At 51.0% G+C, this 18,033-nt stretch carries 11 protein-coding genes; all 11 read left to right on the plus strand.

What is annotated here, in order from left to right; all coding sequences use genetic code 11:
- Positions 1–140 precede the first annotated feature (140 nt).
- The 11 genes from NSU18_RS28885 to gtfA all read left to right on the plus strand — a co-directional run bounded on the left by NSU18_RS28885 (position 141) and on the right by gtfA (position 18,008).
- Positions 141–4,469, plus strand: a complete 4,329-nt coding sequence (locus NSU18_RS28885; RefSeq protein WP_341150682.1) for an endo-1,4-beta-xylanase — start codon at positions 141–143, stop codon at positions 4,467–4,469.
- A 593-nt stretch (positions 4,470–5,062) separates the two neighbouring features.
- Positions 5,063–6,022: an ABC transporter permease gene (locus NSU18_RS28890; protein WP_445321878.1), complete on the plus strand. Its 960-nt coding sequence runs from the start codon at positions 5,063–5,065 to the stop codon at positions 6,020–6,022.
- 18 nt (positions 6,023–6,040) lie between these two features.
- Positions 6,041–6,919: a carbohydrate ABC transporter permease gene (locus tag NSU18_RS28895; RefSeq protein WP_341017687.1), complete on the plus strand. Its 879-nt coding sequence runs from the start codon at positions 6,041–6,043 to the stop codon at positions 6,917–6,919.
- Between the two features lie 104 nt (positions 6,920–7,023).
- Complete coding sequence (locus NSU18_RS28900) at positions 7,024–8,730, plus strand: extracellular solute-binding protein (RefSeq protein WP_341017690.1); 1,707 nt, start codon at positions 7,024–7,026, stop codon at positions 8,728–8,730.
- A 58-nt stretch (positions 8,731–8,788) separates the two neighbouring features.
- On the plus strand, positions 8,789–10,501 hold the full coding sequence (locus NSU18_RS28905) for a sensor histidine kinase (RefSeq protein WP_341017692.1): 1,713 nt from the start codon (positions 8,789–8,791) through the stop codon (positions 10,499–10,501).
- Positions 10,455–12,083, plus strand: a complete 1,629-nt coding sequence (locus tag NSU18_RS28910; RefSeq protein WP_341017693.1) for a response regulator — start codon at positions 10,455–10,457, stop codon at positions 12,081–12,083. Before NSU18_RS28905 ends, NSU18_RS28910 begins: the two co-directional genes overlap by 47 nt.
- A gap of 293 nt (positions 12,084–12,376) precedes the next feature.
- Entirely contained in the window at positions 12,377–12,892 is a 516-nt protein-coding gene (locus tag NSU18_RS28915; RefSeq protein ID WP_341150683.1) for a TetR/AcrR family transcriptional regulator, read from the plus strand.
- A gap of 14 nt (positions 12,893–12,906) precedes the next feature.
- The gene (locus NSU18_RS28920) at positions 12,907–14,136 is read left to right on the plus strand and encodes an MFS transporter (protein ID WP_341150684.1); all 1,230 of its coding nucleotides are present in this window, start codon (positions 12,907–12,909) and stop codon (positions 14,134–14,136) included.
- Between the two features lie 13 nt (positions 14,137–14,149).
- Positions 14,150–14,983 carry an alpha/beta hydrolase gene (locus NSU18_RS28925; RefSeq protein ID WP_341150685.1) on the plus strand — a complete coding sequence of 278 codons (834 nt, stop codon included), beginning with the start codon at positions 14,150–14,152 and terminating at the stop codon, positions 14,981–14,983.
- 48 nt (positions 14,984–15,031) lie between these two features.
- Positions 15,032–16,519 carry an alpha/beta hydrolase family esterase gene (locus NSU18_RS28930; protein WP_341150686.1) on the plus strand — a complete coding sequence of 496 codons (1,488 nt, stop codon included), beginning with the start codon at positions 15,032–15,034 and terminating at the stop codon, positions 16,517–16,519.
- 28 nt (positions 16,520–16,547) lie between these two features.
- On the plus strand, positions 16,548–18,008 hold the full coding sequence (gene gtfA / locus NSU18_RS28935; protein ID WP_341150687.1) for a sucrose phosphorylase: 1,461 nt from the start codon (positions 16,548–16,550) through the stop codon (positions 18,006–18,008).
- Positions 18,009–18,033: the final 25 nt, after the last annotated feature.

Genomic DNA, 18,033 nt, shown 5'->3' on the forward strand with positions numbered 1-18,033 from the left:
GATACGGAAAACCGCTAATTTTTCTGCTCCCCTTATCATTTTGTTATCAATACTATCAAATTGTTATTTGTAAACGATTTCCACAGAGCTATAATTCAATCTGTAAACGCTTTATAAAGAAGATTCTTAGGAGGGTACAGATGCTCAAGCGTAAACGAATGATGAGCTTAGGGCTGGCGCTGGTCGTCCTGGCGGCCTCGGTGCTGCCGATGCGGACACCGGTCTATGCTGCGGCTGAGGGAGGCCCGGCAGTTGTTCTTGCTTCGGACTTTGAGGACGGCACCGCACAGGGCTGGACCAAGAAGGGCGACGAACAGCTTACAGTAACGAAGGAGGTCTATCATGGAGGCTCCTACAGTCTGTACGTAGATGGGCGGACCAAGGCTTGGGAAGGGCCCAATCAGGTTCTGACAGATCACATGACTCCGAACACAGCCTACACCGTGGGAGCATGGGTGAAATCTCCGGCGCCGGTCAAATTCACGGTACATACCAAAATCGGCGAAAAAGAGGACTGGATGCTTGTAGCGGAACTTAGCGGAGCGAAGGGGTCAGGGGAATGGACGTATCTGGAAGGTACTTTTATTACAGGAGATAAGGTAGGCTTCACGGAGATTTATGCAGAAGCAGCAGCAGGAACTGCATTCTACGTGGATGATATCAAGATTACCACCGCAGCGGCTGAAGTCCCGGAGGGGGAGGAAGGGCTGCGCACGGATTTTGAAGACGGATCGCTTCAGGGCTGGAAGAACCGGATTGGCCCGGAATCGTTGTCGGTGAGTCAGGATACGGCTAATACCGGAACTCACAGTATGCAGGTCGAAGGAAGAGAGCGCAGCTTCCATGGGCCAAGCCTGAGTGTGAAGGAGCATCTGCGGCCGGGCAAGAGCTACCAGTTCTCGCTGTATGTCCGCCTGAAGGAGAAGCCGGAGGCCGACAAAAGCCTGCAGATGACAGTGTATAAAAAGGCCGGCTCCGAGAGCTGGAATGCGATTGATAAGGTTGACATTAAGGCCGATCAGTGGGATCAGTGGCATCTGCTGAAGGGGACCTTCCAGTACAGCGACCAGCCGTCTGAGGTGAACCTGTTCGTGGAGACTCCTTATATTACAGAGGAGACTGTGGATACGTTATCTTTTTATGTAGATGATGTGGTTATTGAACCTGCGCCTGAGATGAGCATTGAACAGGATATCCCTGCGCTAAAAGACATCTATGCGAACGATTTCGCCATTGGTGCTGCTGCGTACTCCTGGCAAATGGAAGGGGTCTACGGTGAGCTGCTGAAGAAGCATTTCAACAGCATCACAGCTACTTATGAAATGAAGCCCAAATTCCTTGCTCCTTCCGAGGGCACTTATGTGTTCGACGGGGCGGATAAATATGTGAATTTTGCAGAGGCGAATGGAATGGGACTTCGCGGACACGCGCTGCTGTGGCATGTGGATGCTGCCGAGTGGATGTTCACGGGTCCTGACGGCCAGCCGGCAAGCAGAGAGCTGCTGCTTACGCGTCTACAGAGTTATATCGAGACTGTTATGCACCGCTATAAGGGCAAAATCTACGCCTGGGATGTAGTGAACGAAGCGATTGCCGACAATGGCGGCGGCCCGGACGGGATGAGACTGTCCCCATGGTATAAGCTGATTGGTCCGGACTATATCGAGAAGGCATTTGAATTCGCCCGTGCGGCGGACCCGGAAGCGAAGCTCTATTACAATGATTATTACACAGAGGTACCGGAAAAGCGTGAGCATATCTACAAGCTGCTGAAGACGCTCAAGGCGAAGAATCTGATTGACGGCGTGGGCCTCCAGTCTCATCACGGACTGTTCTCCCCATCCATTTCGGAGATTGAAAAGACGATTCAGCAATTCTCGCAGCTTGGGCTGGACATTCAAATCACTGAGCTGGACGTAGATTCGGGCATTAGCCCTTCTGCTCCGCTGCCTGCAGATATCGCTGCACGGCAGGGCAAACGCTATAATGATCTGTTCGAGCTCTACAAGAAGTACAAGGACACGATCTCCTCGGTCTCCATTTGGGGCGTGCAGGATGAGAAAAGCTACAACAACCATGCCATGCTGTTCGATGAGCAGCTGAAGGCCAAGCCTGCTTTCTGGGGGGCGGTGGACCCGTCTAAGCTGCCGGCTATTCACAATGTAGCCGTGGCGCTTGAGGGTACACCTCAGAGCGGCGAAGCCGGGAAAGCCCTGTGGAGCAAAACAGCAGGGATTCCGCTGGAACAGGGCAGTACAGTAACTGCCAAGGTTCATACGCTCTGGGATACAGATAACCTGTATGTGAAGGTCGACGTTACCGATGCTAGCCGGAACGCGGAAGACAAGGTTGAGCTTTTCCTGGATGAGAACAATGGGAAGACTACGGCGTATCAGCCGGATGACCGCAAGATCAGCCTGCCGCGTTCGGGCTCCGGGACCGAAGGAGTCAGCTTCACCAGTACCGAACGTGAGGGCGGTTATATCATTGAAGCGAGAATTCCGCTCGTAAGCGTCAAGGGTGCCGCTGGCGCTGAACTGGGTCTCGATATCCGTGTCAGTGACGCCGGTGTTCCGGATTCTGTTCCTGCCTACTGGAATGACAGAAGCCGGTCTCAGGACACAGACACCAGTCATTACGGTGTTCTCCGACTCTCTGCAATGCCTAATTCAGCGGAATCGCTGAAGGGTCAGGTGAAGATCGACGGACAGATGGATGCGGAGTGGGAGAAGGCGAAGCCTTTTCAGGTGACAATGTCTGCCGCTCCATACAGCACCACCGCAGAAGCCAGATCGATGTGGACGGAGGACAGCCTCTATCTGATCATTGATGTGAAGGACGCCTTGCTGAAGGCGGATGCCGCGAATCCATGGGACCAGGACTCCGTGGAGATCTTCATCGATGAGAATTTCAGCAGAACCCCGTATTATGAGGGGGATGACGGCCAATACCGGATTAATATCAATAATGTGGCGTCCTTTGGCGGAGGAGCCTCGGACAGCAGATTGACCAGCGCGGTGGTCCATACGGACACCGGGTACCGCGTCGAAGCCAAGATTAATTTCGGCACGATTAAGGGGGCGGCGGGAAGCTCCATCGGGCTTGATCTCCAGATCAATGATGACCGGGGCGACGGCACCCGCAGTACGAGTAAATGGAATGACAGGGGAGAGGATACGTGGCGGGATACCTCAAACTTCGGGATTTTGACCTTTGCGCTGCCTGAGGCGGCACCGCAAACCCCTACAGATAACACTTCTTCGTCTCCATCGCCAGGCTCGGCACCATCTGTGAAATCACCTGCTCCGGCAGCGGTCTTCGCAGATGGCAAGCTGACCGTTCAGACTTCCCCGGATAAGGCTGGAGTGCTGAATGTTGATCTCACGCCGGATGCAGTAAGTCAGGCCGTGCTTCAGTCGCTGGACAGCGGCATTCTGAAGATTGCCGTCAAGCCTGCCTCCGGGACCGAAGCGCTGCAGCTGGGGCTTCCGCTTCAGGGTCTGGCCGCACAGCCGAAGATTAAAGAGATTCGAATTGAGAGCGGCTTCGGGGCAGTGCTGAGCCTGAACACACAACTGCTGAAATTGCAGGATATGCTGGCCGGGGATGTTCTTCAGCTTCAAGTTAAGCGTGTAGGCCAGGACGGATGGCCGGCAGCAGTGAAGACCCGCTTGGATGGAGCGGCTGTACTGGACTTCTCGCTTGCGATCCGTGGAGCCAAGAACACAGCGGTGGACGCTGCTGCGCTTACCCTGCTGCTGCCTTATGAACTTAAGCCAGGCGAGCGGGCGCACCAGCTTGCGGTCTATCAGGTGCAGGAGAATGGCAAGCTTGCAGTTGTGAAGGATCGTCAATATGATCCGGCGACAGGCTATGTCTCCTTCAAGACCAAGGAGCTTGGACAATATGCGGCGGCCACAGTGAAGCTGCCGGGTCACAAGAGCAGCAAATGGGCTGCCGAGAGCGTTGAAGCTCTGGCGGCAAGCGGAATACTTCCTCTGGGAGCAGAGGCTTCCTATGAGGCAGGGGTGTTGATGAACCGGGCGGAATTTGCCCAGCTGCTGGTCGATGCGTTTGACCTCCAAGCTGGAGCAGCAGTCCCAGGCTTCAAGGATGTCAGTAAGGATTCCCCATATGCCGAGGCTATCAACATTGCTGGAGCCTTGGGTATTGTAAAAGGTAGAGCAGACGGACTTTACAGTCCGGGCGATGCACTCAGCCGTCAGGAAATGGCGGTCATGCTGAACCGGCTCCTCCAGCTGGAGCAGATCAAGCTGAAGAGTGATCCCGCTGCTGTTCCCAGCTTCAAGGATCTGAACCAGCTGAGCGCAGAAGCTTCAAGCGCTATTGAGAAGCTACAGGCTGCCGGAGTCATCCAAGGCGCACAGAACGGCAACTTCCTGCCGATGGCCCAGATGACTAAGGAGCAGGCTGCCGTGGTAGTGTACCGGATTATCAGCCTCAATTAGCAGAGTAGTATCCGCGAGTCTATAGCGTTCATCGAGCAGCGGTTCTCCCGATAAGGAGGCCGCTGCTTTTTGTGATGGAAGGGAGTATGCCATCCGGGCGGGCGAATATTGATGGGTGGAGAATGTCGCTTTGGAGCGGGCGAATAACCGACTTCTACGTCAGGAAATAGTTGGATTTTGGGCACTTGTTCGCGCGCGGAATGGACCCGGCCAGACAGTAGTTGGACAAAAGGCACTTGTTGCGCCGGGATCAGGACAAATAAACGAATTCCGCAAAAATAAATAGCATAAATCCACCTAATTTCCTCAAAAGCTCCAAACCGGCTAAATTAAGATACGTTTTTCAACTAATTCTGTAGTAGGCTGTGCAATCATTGTTTGGGCGGCGGCGCAACTGGAAGTTACTCGATGTTGCCGGGGTTACTCGGAGTTGCTGAAGTTACTCATGGCTGTTTGAAGTTGATGGTTATCATTTTGTTATCAATGCTTTGTATTTATCATGTAACTGTCATGTCCGGCTAGGTATGATTAATTTATAAACAAAGTAAACGGATACACGTTGACCAGCAAAGGGGAGCAGAAGCATGAAAAACTTGGTTACGCCAGCCAGCGTAAAAGGCGAGAAACTGGATGTAAATGCGGGGAGTCCCCGAAAAAAATCGAAATGGACCAAGAACCTTAGCCTAGATCTGATGGTTCTGCCGGCTTTGATCCTAACTGTGATCTTCGCCTACATTCCAATGACAGGACTTGCGATTGCTTTCAAGAATTATAAGCCGGGCTTAGGCTTTAGCGCTTCCAAGTGGGTGGGGCTGGAGCATTTCGAATATCTGTTCAGCATTCCCGAGAACGTGCAGGTCATCTGGAACACCCTGATTATTGCCGGGCTGAAAATGCTCGCCAACCTGATCGTTCCGTTCCTGTTCGCACTGCTGCTGAATGAGATCCGCAAGATGGCGTTCAAGAAAATGGTACAAACCATTGTCTATATGCCCCACTTCCTGTCCTGGGTAATCCTGGGCGGTATCCTCTCCGACCTGCTGGCCAGAGATGGAGGCTTAATCAATCAGGTCCTGGTGAGTGTATTCGGCATCCAGCCGATCTTCTTCCTGGGTGACGGGAACTGGTTCAGATTCGTTGTTGTAGTGAGTGACGTCTGGAAAGAGTTCGGCTTCAACACGATTGTCTTCCTGGCCTCGCTGGCGGGCATCAACCCTGCGCTCTATGAAGCGGCTGAAGTGGACGGAGCAGGGCGCTGGCAGCAGACTTGGTCGATTACAATGCCGGCCATGCTGCCGATTACCATCGTGGTTGGAACGCTGGCGCTGGGGAACGTGCTTAACGGCGGCTTCGACCAGATCTTCAACCTGTACAACGCGCTTGTCTTCGATAAAGGGGACATCATCGACACATTTGTCTACAGACTAGGAATTGTTGACGGTAAGTTCAGCTTCTCCACAGCGGTCGGATTGTTCAAATCCGTAGTCAGCTTTGTCTTAATCGTAACAGCTTACCGCCTTTCGTATAAATTTGCTAACTACCGTATTTTCTAGAATGGAGGCCAATAGGGCATGTATCATAAAACAAAATCTTACCGCATCTTCACCGTGTTCAACTATACTCTGATGATCGCTATTTCGATCATGTGTCTTGTTCCGCTGATTCACGTCCTTGCTGTATCGTTCAGCGGCAAATCGGCAGCCAATGCCAACCTGGTCGGACTGTGGCCGGTAGATTTCACAGTGGACGCTTATACCAAGACCGTAGCCAATGAGAATTTCACCCGGTCCATCTGGGTGACGCTGCAGCGGACGGTGCTGGGAACTGCTTTTAGCATGGGAATCGTCCTTCTGGCTGCCTATGCCTTGTCCAAGGATAGCGCCCGGTTCAGACGCCGGAATCTCTATATCTGGCTGTTGGTGTTCACGATGCTGTTCAGCGGCGGTCTGGTACCAATGTACATTCTGATTCAAAAGCTGCATCTGATGAACTCCTTATGGGTGCTGATTCTGCCGGGTGCTGTCTCGGTCTGGAACATCATTCTGCTGCTTAACTTCTTCCGGGCTGTGCCTAAGGAAATGGAGGAAGCCGCCTTCATCGACGGCGCCGGTCATTTCAGAACACTGTTCAGCGTGTATCTCCCGGTATCCATGCCGGCCATTGCCACACTATCGCTGTTCACGATCGTCGGGCATTGGAACTCCTGGTTCGATGGCCTGCTCTATATGACTGATCACCGCAACTATCCGCTGGCGACCTTCCTGCAGTCGGTCATTGTCCAGCAGGACTTCAGTAAAGTGACCGTGCGTCCGGAGGATCTGGAGAATATCTCGCAGCGGACGGTCAAAGCCGCCCAGATCTTCATCGGGATGGCACCGATTCTCATCGTGTATCCATTCCTGCAGCGTTTCTTCGTGAAAGGAATTGTCCTCGGGGCGGTTAAGGAATAGCCGCCCTTCCTAACTAAAGGGGGTGATGCACGCGCTGGAAGCGAAAAAAGATTGACTCATATAATTAATGTGATTAAATTTTAATTAAAGGGGTGCAAGATTAAATGATAAAGAAAATGAAATTCTCTGCGGCAGCAGTGTTATCCACAGTCATGCTGGGCAGCTTGCTGGCCGGATGCGGCGGCAATGCTGACAACAAGAAGGCAGAAGGGGACAACAAGCCGGCGGCAAGCGAAGACGCTATGTATTCGGCTCCCTTTGAGAATGGCAAATATACAGAACCGGTAACCATTTCAACGGTATTTCCCATCGCAAGCAGCCTGAAATTCAAGAATGGCGAGAATATTGAGAATAACGTACACACCAAGTGGGCTAAGGATACACTGGGCATTGATATCAAGTATCTCTGGACGGTAAGCGACCAGAATAACGCCTATGAGACCAAGCTGCGTCTGATGCTCACTTCAGGCGAGAAGATGCCGGATATTATCTCCTTCCGCGGAAGTCCTTCGTTGATCTCTGACCTGATCGACAGCGGCCAGTTCACGGATGCGGGCGAATTGTTCGATAAATATGCTTCCGATATCTACAAAAAAGCGATGGCCGAAGAGCCAACCGTATGGAATCCTTACATGAGAGACGGCAAGCGTATGGGTATCCCGATTCTGGAAAACGCTTATAATAATGATCCGGTTATGTATATCCGTGAGGATTGGCTGAAGAAGCTGAACCTTAAGGCTCCGACGAATCTGGCTGAGCTGGAAACTGTCCTCGATGCGTTCACGAACCAGGACCCTGACGGCAACGGCAAAAAGGATACGACTGGACTCGCAGTAGGCTTCAAAAATAATCTGAATACCTGGATGTCTGAATCCGGCTGGATCTTCGGAATGTTCGGCGCTATGCCGAACCAGTGGAACAAGACAGCCGATAACAAATTGGCTTATGGCTCGGTTCAGCCGGAGATGAAGGAAGGCCTGGCAACCATGCAAAAATGGATGAAGGCAGGATATATCTCCTCGGAATCCGGCCTGTATGATGAGAACAAAGCGACAGAAGCCTTCACAGCAGGCAAAGCCGGTATTATTGTCGGCCCTTACTGGATGACGGGCTGGCCGCTGCCGGATCTGCAGAAGAACGTTCCGGGTGCAGTGCATAAGGCTTATCCGCTTCCGGCAGGACCTGACGGCAAGGTGGGCAGACACGGTACGAAGATCGCCTCCGGCGCCGTTCTGATCAACAAGGACATGGAGCACAAGGACGCCTTCTTCGTCTACCAGAACTATCTGTTTGATAACTGGGCTAACCCGGACAGCACAACCTTCGTGAACGGCTTCGCCAAAGGCTACGACTATGATATCGCTGAAGACGGAACCGTCCTGAAAGAGCAGGATACGGATAAGATTCCAGGCGGCTGGGTGGATGCGATCCGTTATACTCTGACTTACGATGGAGCTATTATTCCTAACCTGATGATGAATACACTGGCCAAGCTGGCCGGCGGCGCTGAGCCTGCTAACCAGTACGAGAAGAACCTGTCCGAACGTATTCCTGAGCAGATCTTAGCTGCCAAGATCATCATCGATCAGAAGGACAGTGTAATGCCTGAGATGTTCACAGGTACACCTACAGAGACTCAGCTCTCCCGTGGAGATATGCTGGAGAAGCTGGAGAAGGAAATTCTGAACAAAATCATTTATGACAAAGCTTCTGTGGATGAATTCGATACTTTCGTAGAGAAATGGAAAACCACAGGCGGCGATAAAGTGACCGATGAGGTCAATGAATGGTACGAATCCATTCAGAAGTAACAGAATCTGCAGACAAGGGCGGCCCCTAAGGCCGTCCTTTCATTCGGAGGAGCCAAATGTGAAATATCGCCTGTCTATCTTTCAGTGGTTGTCGTTAGTTCTGATGCTGATGCTCCTGATCATTGTAGGGGCGTTCTGGCTCATCTACAGGCTGAACGTCAAGGACATTCAGAACGAGCTGAGAAAAAATAAAATGTACGAGGTTGAGTTCATGACCTCCCAGCTATCCACGCAGTTTGAACAGGTGCTGACAAATACTATTACTTTGTCACAGGACCAGTCTGTGCGTGGATATCCTTATATTCTGAAGTTCGGGGACCAATATTCCAAATATGAGATGAAGCTGACCATCATCGATAAGCTGGCCCTGAACACGGCCTCCACCTCCTGGAAGAATATAGTGATTCTGTACTATGAGGATGAGAAAGAGACAGTATCCTCAGATTCCTCCTTCTCCTTCAGCACCTTCAGCCCCCCGGAGCAGGCGCGCAACCGCTGGGTGCTGCACATGGATAAGGAAGGCAAGGGATATTACTCCAACATCATGCGCAGTCATATCAGCTCGCTGTTAATTGAAGTCAGGATTTCTCTGGATAACCTTGTGAAAATGATGGATCAGTATGTCTCGGGTATGCCGCTGCTGTACGATGCCTCTGAACAGGCCTTTATTCAGCCGGGGGCGGCGTTTCCGCAGGAGCTGCTACAGTCGATCCGTCCTGGGATCAACGGGAACAGAGGAACCATCTCCGCTACAGAGAACCGTACAGAATACCAGATTAACTATATGAAGTCAGACATGCTGGATTTGTATTTCATAGACGCTTATCCCAAGCGCCAGTATATCGAACCGATTAACCGCAATAACCGGCTGTTCCTCTATGCGGTACTGGTGGTGCTGGTTGGTATTATGTTCTACACACTGCTGCTCCGCAAGCAGGTCCAGAAGCCGGTAATCATGCTGCGCAAGGCGATTGACCGGTTCGACCGGGGCGACTTTTCCAGCCGTGCCGTCGACTTGCAGGTCAATGAATTCAAGGTACTCGGCAATTCCTTTAACCGGATGGCCCAGAATACCCAGATTCTGATTGAGCAGGTCCTGCTGGGCGAGATTGAAGTGAAGGAAGCGAAGCTGAAGCAGTATCAGGCGCAGATTAATCCGCATTTTCTCTATAATTGCCTGAATTTCATTCAGAGCAAAGCAAGTATTGAGGATTATCATGCGGTCACCGCGATGACGCTGCATCTGGCTTCGTACTGCCGGTACATTCACAAGATTGAACAGCTCGATTCCACGCTTCAGGATGAACTGGATTTCGTCGAGCATTATCTGCATATGGTCCATTTGCGCAAAAAAGAAATCACCTTCGAATTCGGCGTCACGGCAGAGGCGGCCAGATACCGGCTGCCAAGAATGATTCTGCAGCCGCTGGTGGAGAACTGCATCAAGCATGGGATTGAACCTAGCCTGAGGCCTGGCATCATCTCGGTTGCCGCCGAAGAAGATGCTTCGTATCTGCTGATTACCGTGAAGGATAACGGAATCGGCATGACGGAGGAACGGCTCGGCGCGGTCCGCCGCCATATCGAGGACAATATCATCAGTAATGAACAGCTTGGAACCGGGCTAAGGAATGTGAATCAGCGGCTGCGCCTGTATTTTGGCAAGGACTCCGGGTTATTCGTAGACTCCGTGCTGTCCGAAGGCACCTGTTACCGGATTCGTATTGAAAAGGAGGGAGAAGCTCATTCTGCAAATTCTGCTGGTAGATGATGAACAATATGTCGTAGATGATCTGGAGCTTGCTTTTCCATGGCAGGACTTCGGGATTGAAAAAGTATACAAAGCCTATTCCGGCGCCCAGGCCATGCAGATGATCGGGCAAAATCCGGTCGATATAGTCATTACGGACATTGCTATGCCCGGGATGAGCGGGCTGGAACTGGTTAAGCAGGTACAGCGGACTCACCGGAGAATCAAGTGTATTCTGCTAACCGGCTACGCCGAGTTCGAATATGCCCGGGAAGCCCTTCAGTATGGGGTGGTAGAGTATCTCGTTAAGCCGCTCGATCATCAGAAGCTGCGGACGGCTCTGGAGAGCACGATTAAAACCCTTAAGAGGGAGTTTGACCGGACGGCCTCTTATGAGCAGGCGATGCTGGCCTTCCGTGAGCATCTTCCGGCGCTGAAGGACAAGCTGCTGGCCGAGCTGATTCAGGGCAAAGCCTATCCGCAGGAACGGCTGAAGGACAAGCTTAGCGGATATCAGATTGATTTTCAGCTGAACGACCGGGTCTTCCTGATTCTGATCCGTCTGGAGGAGCATTTCACGAATTTTGGGCTGGACAGCCAATTGCTCTTTGAATACGCGGTGACGAACATTGCCTGCGAGCTGCTGGGCCCGGGCTTCGAGATGTGGCATGGCCGGGATGCATACGAGAACCTGGTGTTTATTGTGAAGAGTAATGAAGCAGGGGGAGGTGACCAGGGCAAGATCCTGAAGCAGCTTACCCATAATACCCATCAGCTGCATAGCAGTGTGAATGAATATCTGAATGGCGGAATCTCGGTCATTCTGTCCTACCCGGGCGAATTCCCGCTTGATCTCCGCGCCATGTATGAGGACTCCCAGTCGGCATTAAGGCAGCAAGTGGGCAATGACAAGGGCTATTTCATCTCCTTGACGGATAAGCAGAAGAGTTCGCCGGTCCAGCCGCTCAAGGACTTATATGCTTCTCCGACACTGATGCATCTGCTGGAAACCGGCCAGTGGCAGGGGTATAAGGAACGGCTGCAGCAGATGAAGGAATTCAGCAACAATCTGCCGGCCTATAACGAAGAATACATTGAGGAGATCCGCACCATGATTCTCGGCTCCTTTCACTATATTGCCCATAAGAATCATAGTCTGTTGTCTGATCTGGTCGGGCGGGAGCTGCTGGATAAGACTCTTTTCCGTTCCGTGTCCCAGCTGATCAGCTGGGGAGAAGCGCTGGTGGATACCTTGCAGAGCAAGCTCGAACGGGATACACAGAATAACCGGATGGGCATCGTCAAGGAGATGCAGAGCTGTATCGCGGCTAATCTGGCGGAGGCCAGCCAGCAATTCGTTGCGGACGCGGTCTCGCTTCATCCGGCATATGTCTCCAGACTGTTCAAGCAGGTCAGCGGGATCAGCATCAGCGAATATATCCTGAATATGAAGATGGAGCAGGCCGTAGCAAGCCTCCGCAACTCCGATCTGAAGATCTATGAGATCTCTGAGCAGCTCGGCTACGCCAACAGCCAATATTTTATCAAAGTGTTCAAGGAGCAATTCGGCATGACGCCCCAGGATTACCGGGGGAAATTATAGCACTTAGGCGGACAACAGGCAACACGGGCTAACTTGCTGCCGGGGCTACCGGATCAGTTAGCCTAGCCTGCTTGTGCACATTTTTGCAAGCGGATTCATTAGGAGAGTGAAGAGGTTCTCAGCCTATAGAGCAGGAGAATTATTTTTTATGTTGACAAACTAACGGTGTTAATTTATTGTGTTGTTAACACTGTTAACTTAGTTGGAAGATAACATGAGTTTTTAAGTTAACACTATTAACTTTGGGGGCGTTTGATATTGGCAGAAAAGGGTTAACCCAAGAGCTGATCGTGATGACAGCGGTATCATGGATTGAAGAGGAAGGGTATGATAACTTCTCGTTGCACAGGTTGTCTAAGAAGCTTGGAGTCACAACAGCATCGCTGTATAACTTCATAGAGAGTGCTGCCCACTTAAGTGTAGAAGTAGGGAAAGTAGCTGTATCGAAACTGTATGAGTCTATGACAGCCGCCACCAAAGATGGGGAGGACAGCCGGTATTTGTTAATGGAGTATGCGGTCGGGTACCGGAAGTATGCTCTTCAGCATCCGGAGCTATATAAAGTCATTATCAACATGCCCTCCGTCCACGGCAAAGAATATCTCAAGGTGATTCTCGATCCGATGGCGGATGCACTGCGGGGCTTTTCGAAGGATGGCTATGACAATATTAATCTGTTAAGAGCCTACCGCAGTATGATTCACGGCTTTGTTTCATTGGAGATTACCGGATATTTCGAGATGTCTAACGTGTCTATTGATGAGAGCTTTATTATGGTGGTTCAATTATTTGTTGATAGTCTGAGGTGATGGAGAAGCTAAATATGAGAAGGTCTTACAAAAGTAAAAGTACTGCCGGCAAGGAAAGTATCTGGAGTCCTGCTTTTATTAGTATTTTTGTGATTAATATCATTCTGAATCTGAACCAATTTATGACCACGGCTCTGATTCCCAAGTTTGCTGCCCATTTAGGGGCTACTGCTACTATTATCGGAATAGTTACCAGCATGTTCGCGATCACTGCACTGGGTGTACGGCCAATCGTTGGCCCCTCAAGCAGCTATTTCAAAAAAAATAATTTACTGGCTGCCTCTACCGCCATCATTATTCTGGCGTTTATCTGTTACAGCCTGGCCAGCAGCATCTCCATGATTATCGCCGGACGTCTGCTTCACGGAATCGGCATGGGGTTTCTTGCTCCGGTCAGTTTAGCATTAGCCAGTGATGCGCTGCCGGAGAGCAGAATTGCTTCGGGAATAGGTGTTTTTTCATTAGGTCAAGCCATCGCCACGGCTATAGGCCCGATGCTGGGCCTGGAGCTGGTCCAAGCCTATGGATACACTGCGGTATTCCTGATTAGTGCAGGTGCAACTTGTCTTGTGCTGGTGCTCTCGCTGAGACTGAAGACTGAAGCACCGGCTCCCAATCAGAGGTTTACCATTTCCCTGGATAATATTATTGCACCTGAGGTCATCATACCGACAATTATCATGTTTTTCCTGGCAGGTGCGTTCTCCTGTATTAATTCCTTTATTCTGATCTATGGAGGGGCCATCGGCATAGAAGAAATCGGATTGTTCTTTACAGCCTATGCGGTTTGTCTGTTATTCACCAGACCCGTCAGCGGCAGAATCAGTGAAAGATACGGCGTCAGTGCAACGATCATTCCAGGAATGTTGATTTTTGCCCTGTCATTTGTCGTGATCAGCTTCTCCCGGTCTCTGCCCATGTTTATCTTCGCCGGAGCGGTCTCTGCTTGCGGATATGGTATCTGCCAGCCTTCGATCCAGACCCTCTGCATGAAGCTTGTACCCAGCGAGAGACGCGGAGTTGCAGGAAATACGAATTATATAGGTGTAGATGCCGGATACCTGATCACGCCGTCCATTGCCGGATTCATTGTATCCATGGTACAGGATAAGGGAGGCACTGAAGTTAACGGGTATGCAGCGATGTACCGGTTCATGACGATTCCGATTTTAATAGCTTTTGCCGTTTTCTTATGGAACCGGAAGCATTTGACTGCAAGTAAGGCTGCTGTGGATCAATCCTGAGGAGGAAATAGGTATGTCCGTTCTGAACATGAATTTTGAGAGCCAGTATCTGAAGTCCAATCATGAGATTACGATTATTTTACCAAACAAGCCTCAACATGTTCCTGCAAAAGAATATTATAACGATTCCAGGAAATACAAGGTACTCTGGCTGCTTCACGGAACCTTTGGCGATCATTCGGACTGGCTCAGAAAAACCAATATCGAATTATACGCCTGCGAGAAGGATCTAATCGTAGTGATGCCCAGTGCGCTCAACAGCAATTATTCCAACTGGAGCAGCAGCATGCTGGGGTTTGATATGTATGACTATTTGACGGAAGAACTAATGCCCATGGTCTACAACTGGTTTCCTGCATCCGGCAAGCGCGAGGATAACTTCATTGCAGGACTGTCGATGGGAGGGCGGGGGACGATCAAGTATGCAGTGAATTATCCCGAGAAATTCGCTGCGGCGGCGGTATTGTCCGCAGCCCCTGTGAATATGGAACACCTGACGGAAGCCGATTTGTTACAGGACGACCCAATGTCGCAGCGTTTGCGCGGGATGGTGATTAATGCAGGTGGACTGGATGCCTTTATTCATTCTAATGAGAATGTATGGGCGATTATGGATTCGCTTGCGGACAGCGGTAAGCTTCCGCGCCTGCTGTTCGCCTGCGGCACCGAGGATACGCTGATTTATGATAACTTGAAATTGTTCAAGGACCATGCACAGGAGATTGGACTTGAGGCCGAGTTCTGGACGCTGAAAGGGTACGGACATGAATGGAGATTCTGGGACCTGGCGATACAACATGCCCTGGACTTCTTCGGGCTGGAGCATGCAGAGTATCGCCCGTTCTGAATTCCGGCTGTCAAGGACACTATATCTAAACATAAGGGATGGATCTCTATGGACAGGAAGATTGTCATTCTTCCAGGAACTACCAATTATGAGAATCGGGAGTTTCTTCCGGAAGCGATAAAAGGCTCCGATATGGTTGTAAACGAGAACGGAAATAACTCTCAGGTCTATCCGGCAAGATTAACGGCGCATACCGGCGTGGTGGTGGAGGGAATGCATAATATCTGGTATGAATATGTGCCGGCCTCATACGACGGGACGCGTCAAGTCCCTCTAATTATATCGATGCATGGAGGGTTAATGACGGGGTGGGGGCAGGCTGTGTACAGCTCGTGGACACTGGTTGCCGACCGTGAAGGATTTATTGTCCTGTTCCCCAATGCCTGTGAACGCAGATTCTGGACGGTAGAATGTGATGCAGAGCAGCACAAGGCGGCCACTGCGCCCAATGAGGAAGGCATATTCTTGAACCCTCCGCCCGCTGATCCCGGGAACAACCCTGATATGAAGCTGGTGCTGGCCCTTATCGGGCAGATGAAGAGCAAATATAACATTGATCCGGGCAGAGTCTTCATTCAGGGAATGTCGATGGGAAATCTGATGACCAGCCAGATGGCCCGTTATCATGCTCCGGTGTTTGCCGGTAAAGCCGGGTCTGCCGGTCCGGCGGACCCCCGCCTTCTGTTTGACGGGAAGGATGAAGTGATCAATCAGGGAGGACCGCTGGCCGTCTGGCAGACCCGTCTTGAGCTGGATGAGGTACCGCCGCATTACCCGGGTGATTCCGCTGAAGTGATCAAGCGCAACCGGGAGTATTGGAAGCGGATTAACCGTTGTTATACTTTACCGGAAATCAAAATTGCAGGCGAGGATAACCTTGCTTTTTACAAGGGTGAATATGCCGACCTGGTCTTCCGCGATGTGAAGAACCGGGACCACGGCCAGACCATTGATGATGCCGAGATTGTCTGGGATTATTTGTTCTCCGGTGTCAGCAGGGATGAACAGGGCCGCCTTGTCCATACCGAGCCTAACATTCCAAGACAAGGGGACGGGTTCGCTATAGCGATCGCATCCGGGAGCGCTAAGGTGTATTTTAACAACACATTGGTTCGGATGAGTGGTCCGGCCCTGAAGCATCAGAAGCTGAAGTATCACGGACTGAATGGAAACGCGATTATCCGGGGGGAATATCTGCTGGTGCCTGCGTCGTTTGTGGCTGATGTATTCGGCGGCGAGCGCTGCAACATTTCCAATGAAGGGCAATCGGTGGAGATGGTTCTGAGGGATGGAAGAACACTGCAATTCACTCGTGGAAGCATTGGCTGTGTGGTGGAGAACCGGGTGTACTCGATGCTGTGTGAAGCGGTATTCAAGGACGGGGAGCTCTATCTTCCGATTCAGTGGATCTGCCAGCGGCTCTTCAATTATCATGTCTCTTCCTGCGAAGATGTGCTGTATATCACCGATCATCATGCGGAGCTGTCGCTTCATATGGCCCGTCTGATCCGGGATGAAATTCTAAATGACTCTTAATGAAACTTACTAACCAGGAGGAACCAGGATGCAAAAGGTGCAGAACAAAATTATGCTCATCACGTATTCGGATAGTATGGGAGGGGATCTCAAGGAACTGTACGAGGTGCTGGATACCCATTATGAGGGAGTTATCGGCGGTGTCCATCTTCTGCCTTTTTATCCTTCGTCGGGGGACCGGGGGTTTGCCGTCATTAATTATGATATCGTAGATCCGGCCTTTGGCGACTGGGAAGATATCCGCAGATTCTCGGAGAAATATTATCTGATGGCCGATTTCATGATTAATCATGTATCCATCCGCAGTGAAGAATTCAAGGACTATATGCAGAACGGAGATTCCTCGCCTTACCGGGAAATGTTCATTCACTGGGACGAGTTCTGGCCTGACGGAGAGCCGACCGAAGCAGAAATGGAAGCTCTGTACCGCCGCAAATTGCAGGGGCCGTATAAGGAATTCACCCGGGATGACGGCAAGGTTGTGAAGCTCTGGAATACCTTTTTTGAAGAGCAGGTGGATGTTAACCCTTGGGCACCGGCTACACAGGACTATTTCAAGCGTAACTTAGAGCATATTGCCCAGTATGTTCCGTTAATCCGGTTCGATGCCTTTGCCTATGCAACCAAGAAACCGGGGACCAGTTGCTTCTTCGTTGAACCGGACGTATGGGAGGTGCTGGACATTGGGATGGAGCCGCTTCAGGCGTACGGCACGGAGATGCTTCCTGAGATTCATGAGAACTATAAAGTCCAGCTTAAGATGGCTGATCAGGGACATTGGGTGTACGATTTTGCGTTGCCGATGCTGATGCTCCATGGCTTAATGACAGGCCGGACCGACAGGCTGATCCATTGGTTCAACATCTGTCCCCGCAAGCAATTTACTACGCTGGATACGCATGACGGGATCGGAGTGGTCGATGTAGCAGGCCTGCTGGAGGAGAGCGAGATCGACCTGGTGAGAGACAAGGTGAACGAGAAATTAACAGAAGCCCAGCAGTATATCAAGAGGCCAGCCGGAATTGTCAAAATGTCTGGTTCGCAAGCCAAGCAGTATCAGTTGATGTCAACGTATTACTCTGCACTGGATGAAGATGATGAGGCCTATCTGCTTGCACGGGTGGTGCAGCTGTTTGCTCCGGGAATTCCTCAGGTCTATTATGTCGGTCTCCTGGCAGGCGAGAATGATCTGGATAGCCTGAAGCGTATCGGGGAACCAAGAAGTATTAACCGCCACAATTATACGACGTCCGAGATTAAGGACCGGTTGAAGCTTCCGTTGCTTCAGCGATTGTATGAGATTATGCGTTTCCGCAACAGCTATCCGGCCTTTGACGGAACTATTGCCGTTAACGATCAGTTAGAGAATGGGCAATTGGAGATTACCTGGGCTAATGAGGCATACGAGACGGTCCTTTGGGCTGATTTCAGAACTAAAGACTTCCATATTGCTTATAACAACGAGAATAAGATGAAAGTTGTTCTGTAGCCTTTTACCAATAATAGGGGGAATT

This window comes from Paenibacillus sp. FSL H8-0048 (genome assembly GCF_038002825.1).
Taxonomy (GTDB): domain Bacteria; phylum Bacillota; class Bacilli; order Paenibacillales; family Paenibacillaceae; genus Paenibacillus_AQ.

Coding starts and splice junctions, on each gene's coding strand:
- NSU18_RS28920 (WP_341150684.1), top strand. CDS start 12,907: ATGAGAAGGTCTTACAAAAGTAAAAGTACTGCCGGCAAGGAAAGTATC.
- NSU18_RS28895 (WP_341017687.1), top strand. CDS start 6,041: ATGTATCATAAAACAAAATCTTACCGCATCTTCACCGTGTTCAACTAT.
- NSU18_RS28900 (WP_341017690.1), top strand. CDS start 7,024: ATGATAAAGAAAATGAAATTCTCTGCGGCAGCAGTGTTATCCACAGTC.
- gtfA (WP_341150687.1), top strand. CDS start 16,548: ATGCAAAAGGTGCAGAACAAAATTATGCTCATCACGTATTCGGATAGT.
- NSU18_RS28925 (WP_341150685.1), top strand. CDS start 14,150: ATGTCCGTTCTGAACATGAATTTTGAGAGCCAGTATCTGAAGTCCAAT.
- NSU18_RS28915 (WP_341150683.1), top strand. CDS start 12,377: ATGACAGCGGTATCATGGATTGAAGAGGAAGGGTATGATAACTTCTCG.
- NSU18_RS28885 (WP_341150682.1), top strand. CDS start 141: ATGCTCAAGCGTAAACGAATGATGAGCTTAGGGCTGGCGCTGGTCGTC.
- NSU18_RS28930 (WP_341150686.1), top strand. CDS start 15,032: ATGGACAGGAAGATTGTCATTCTTCCAGGAACTACCAATTATGAGAAT.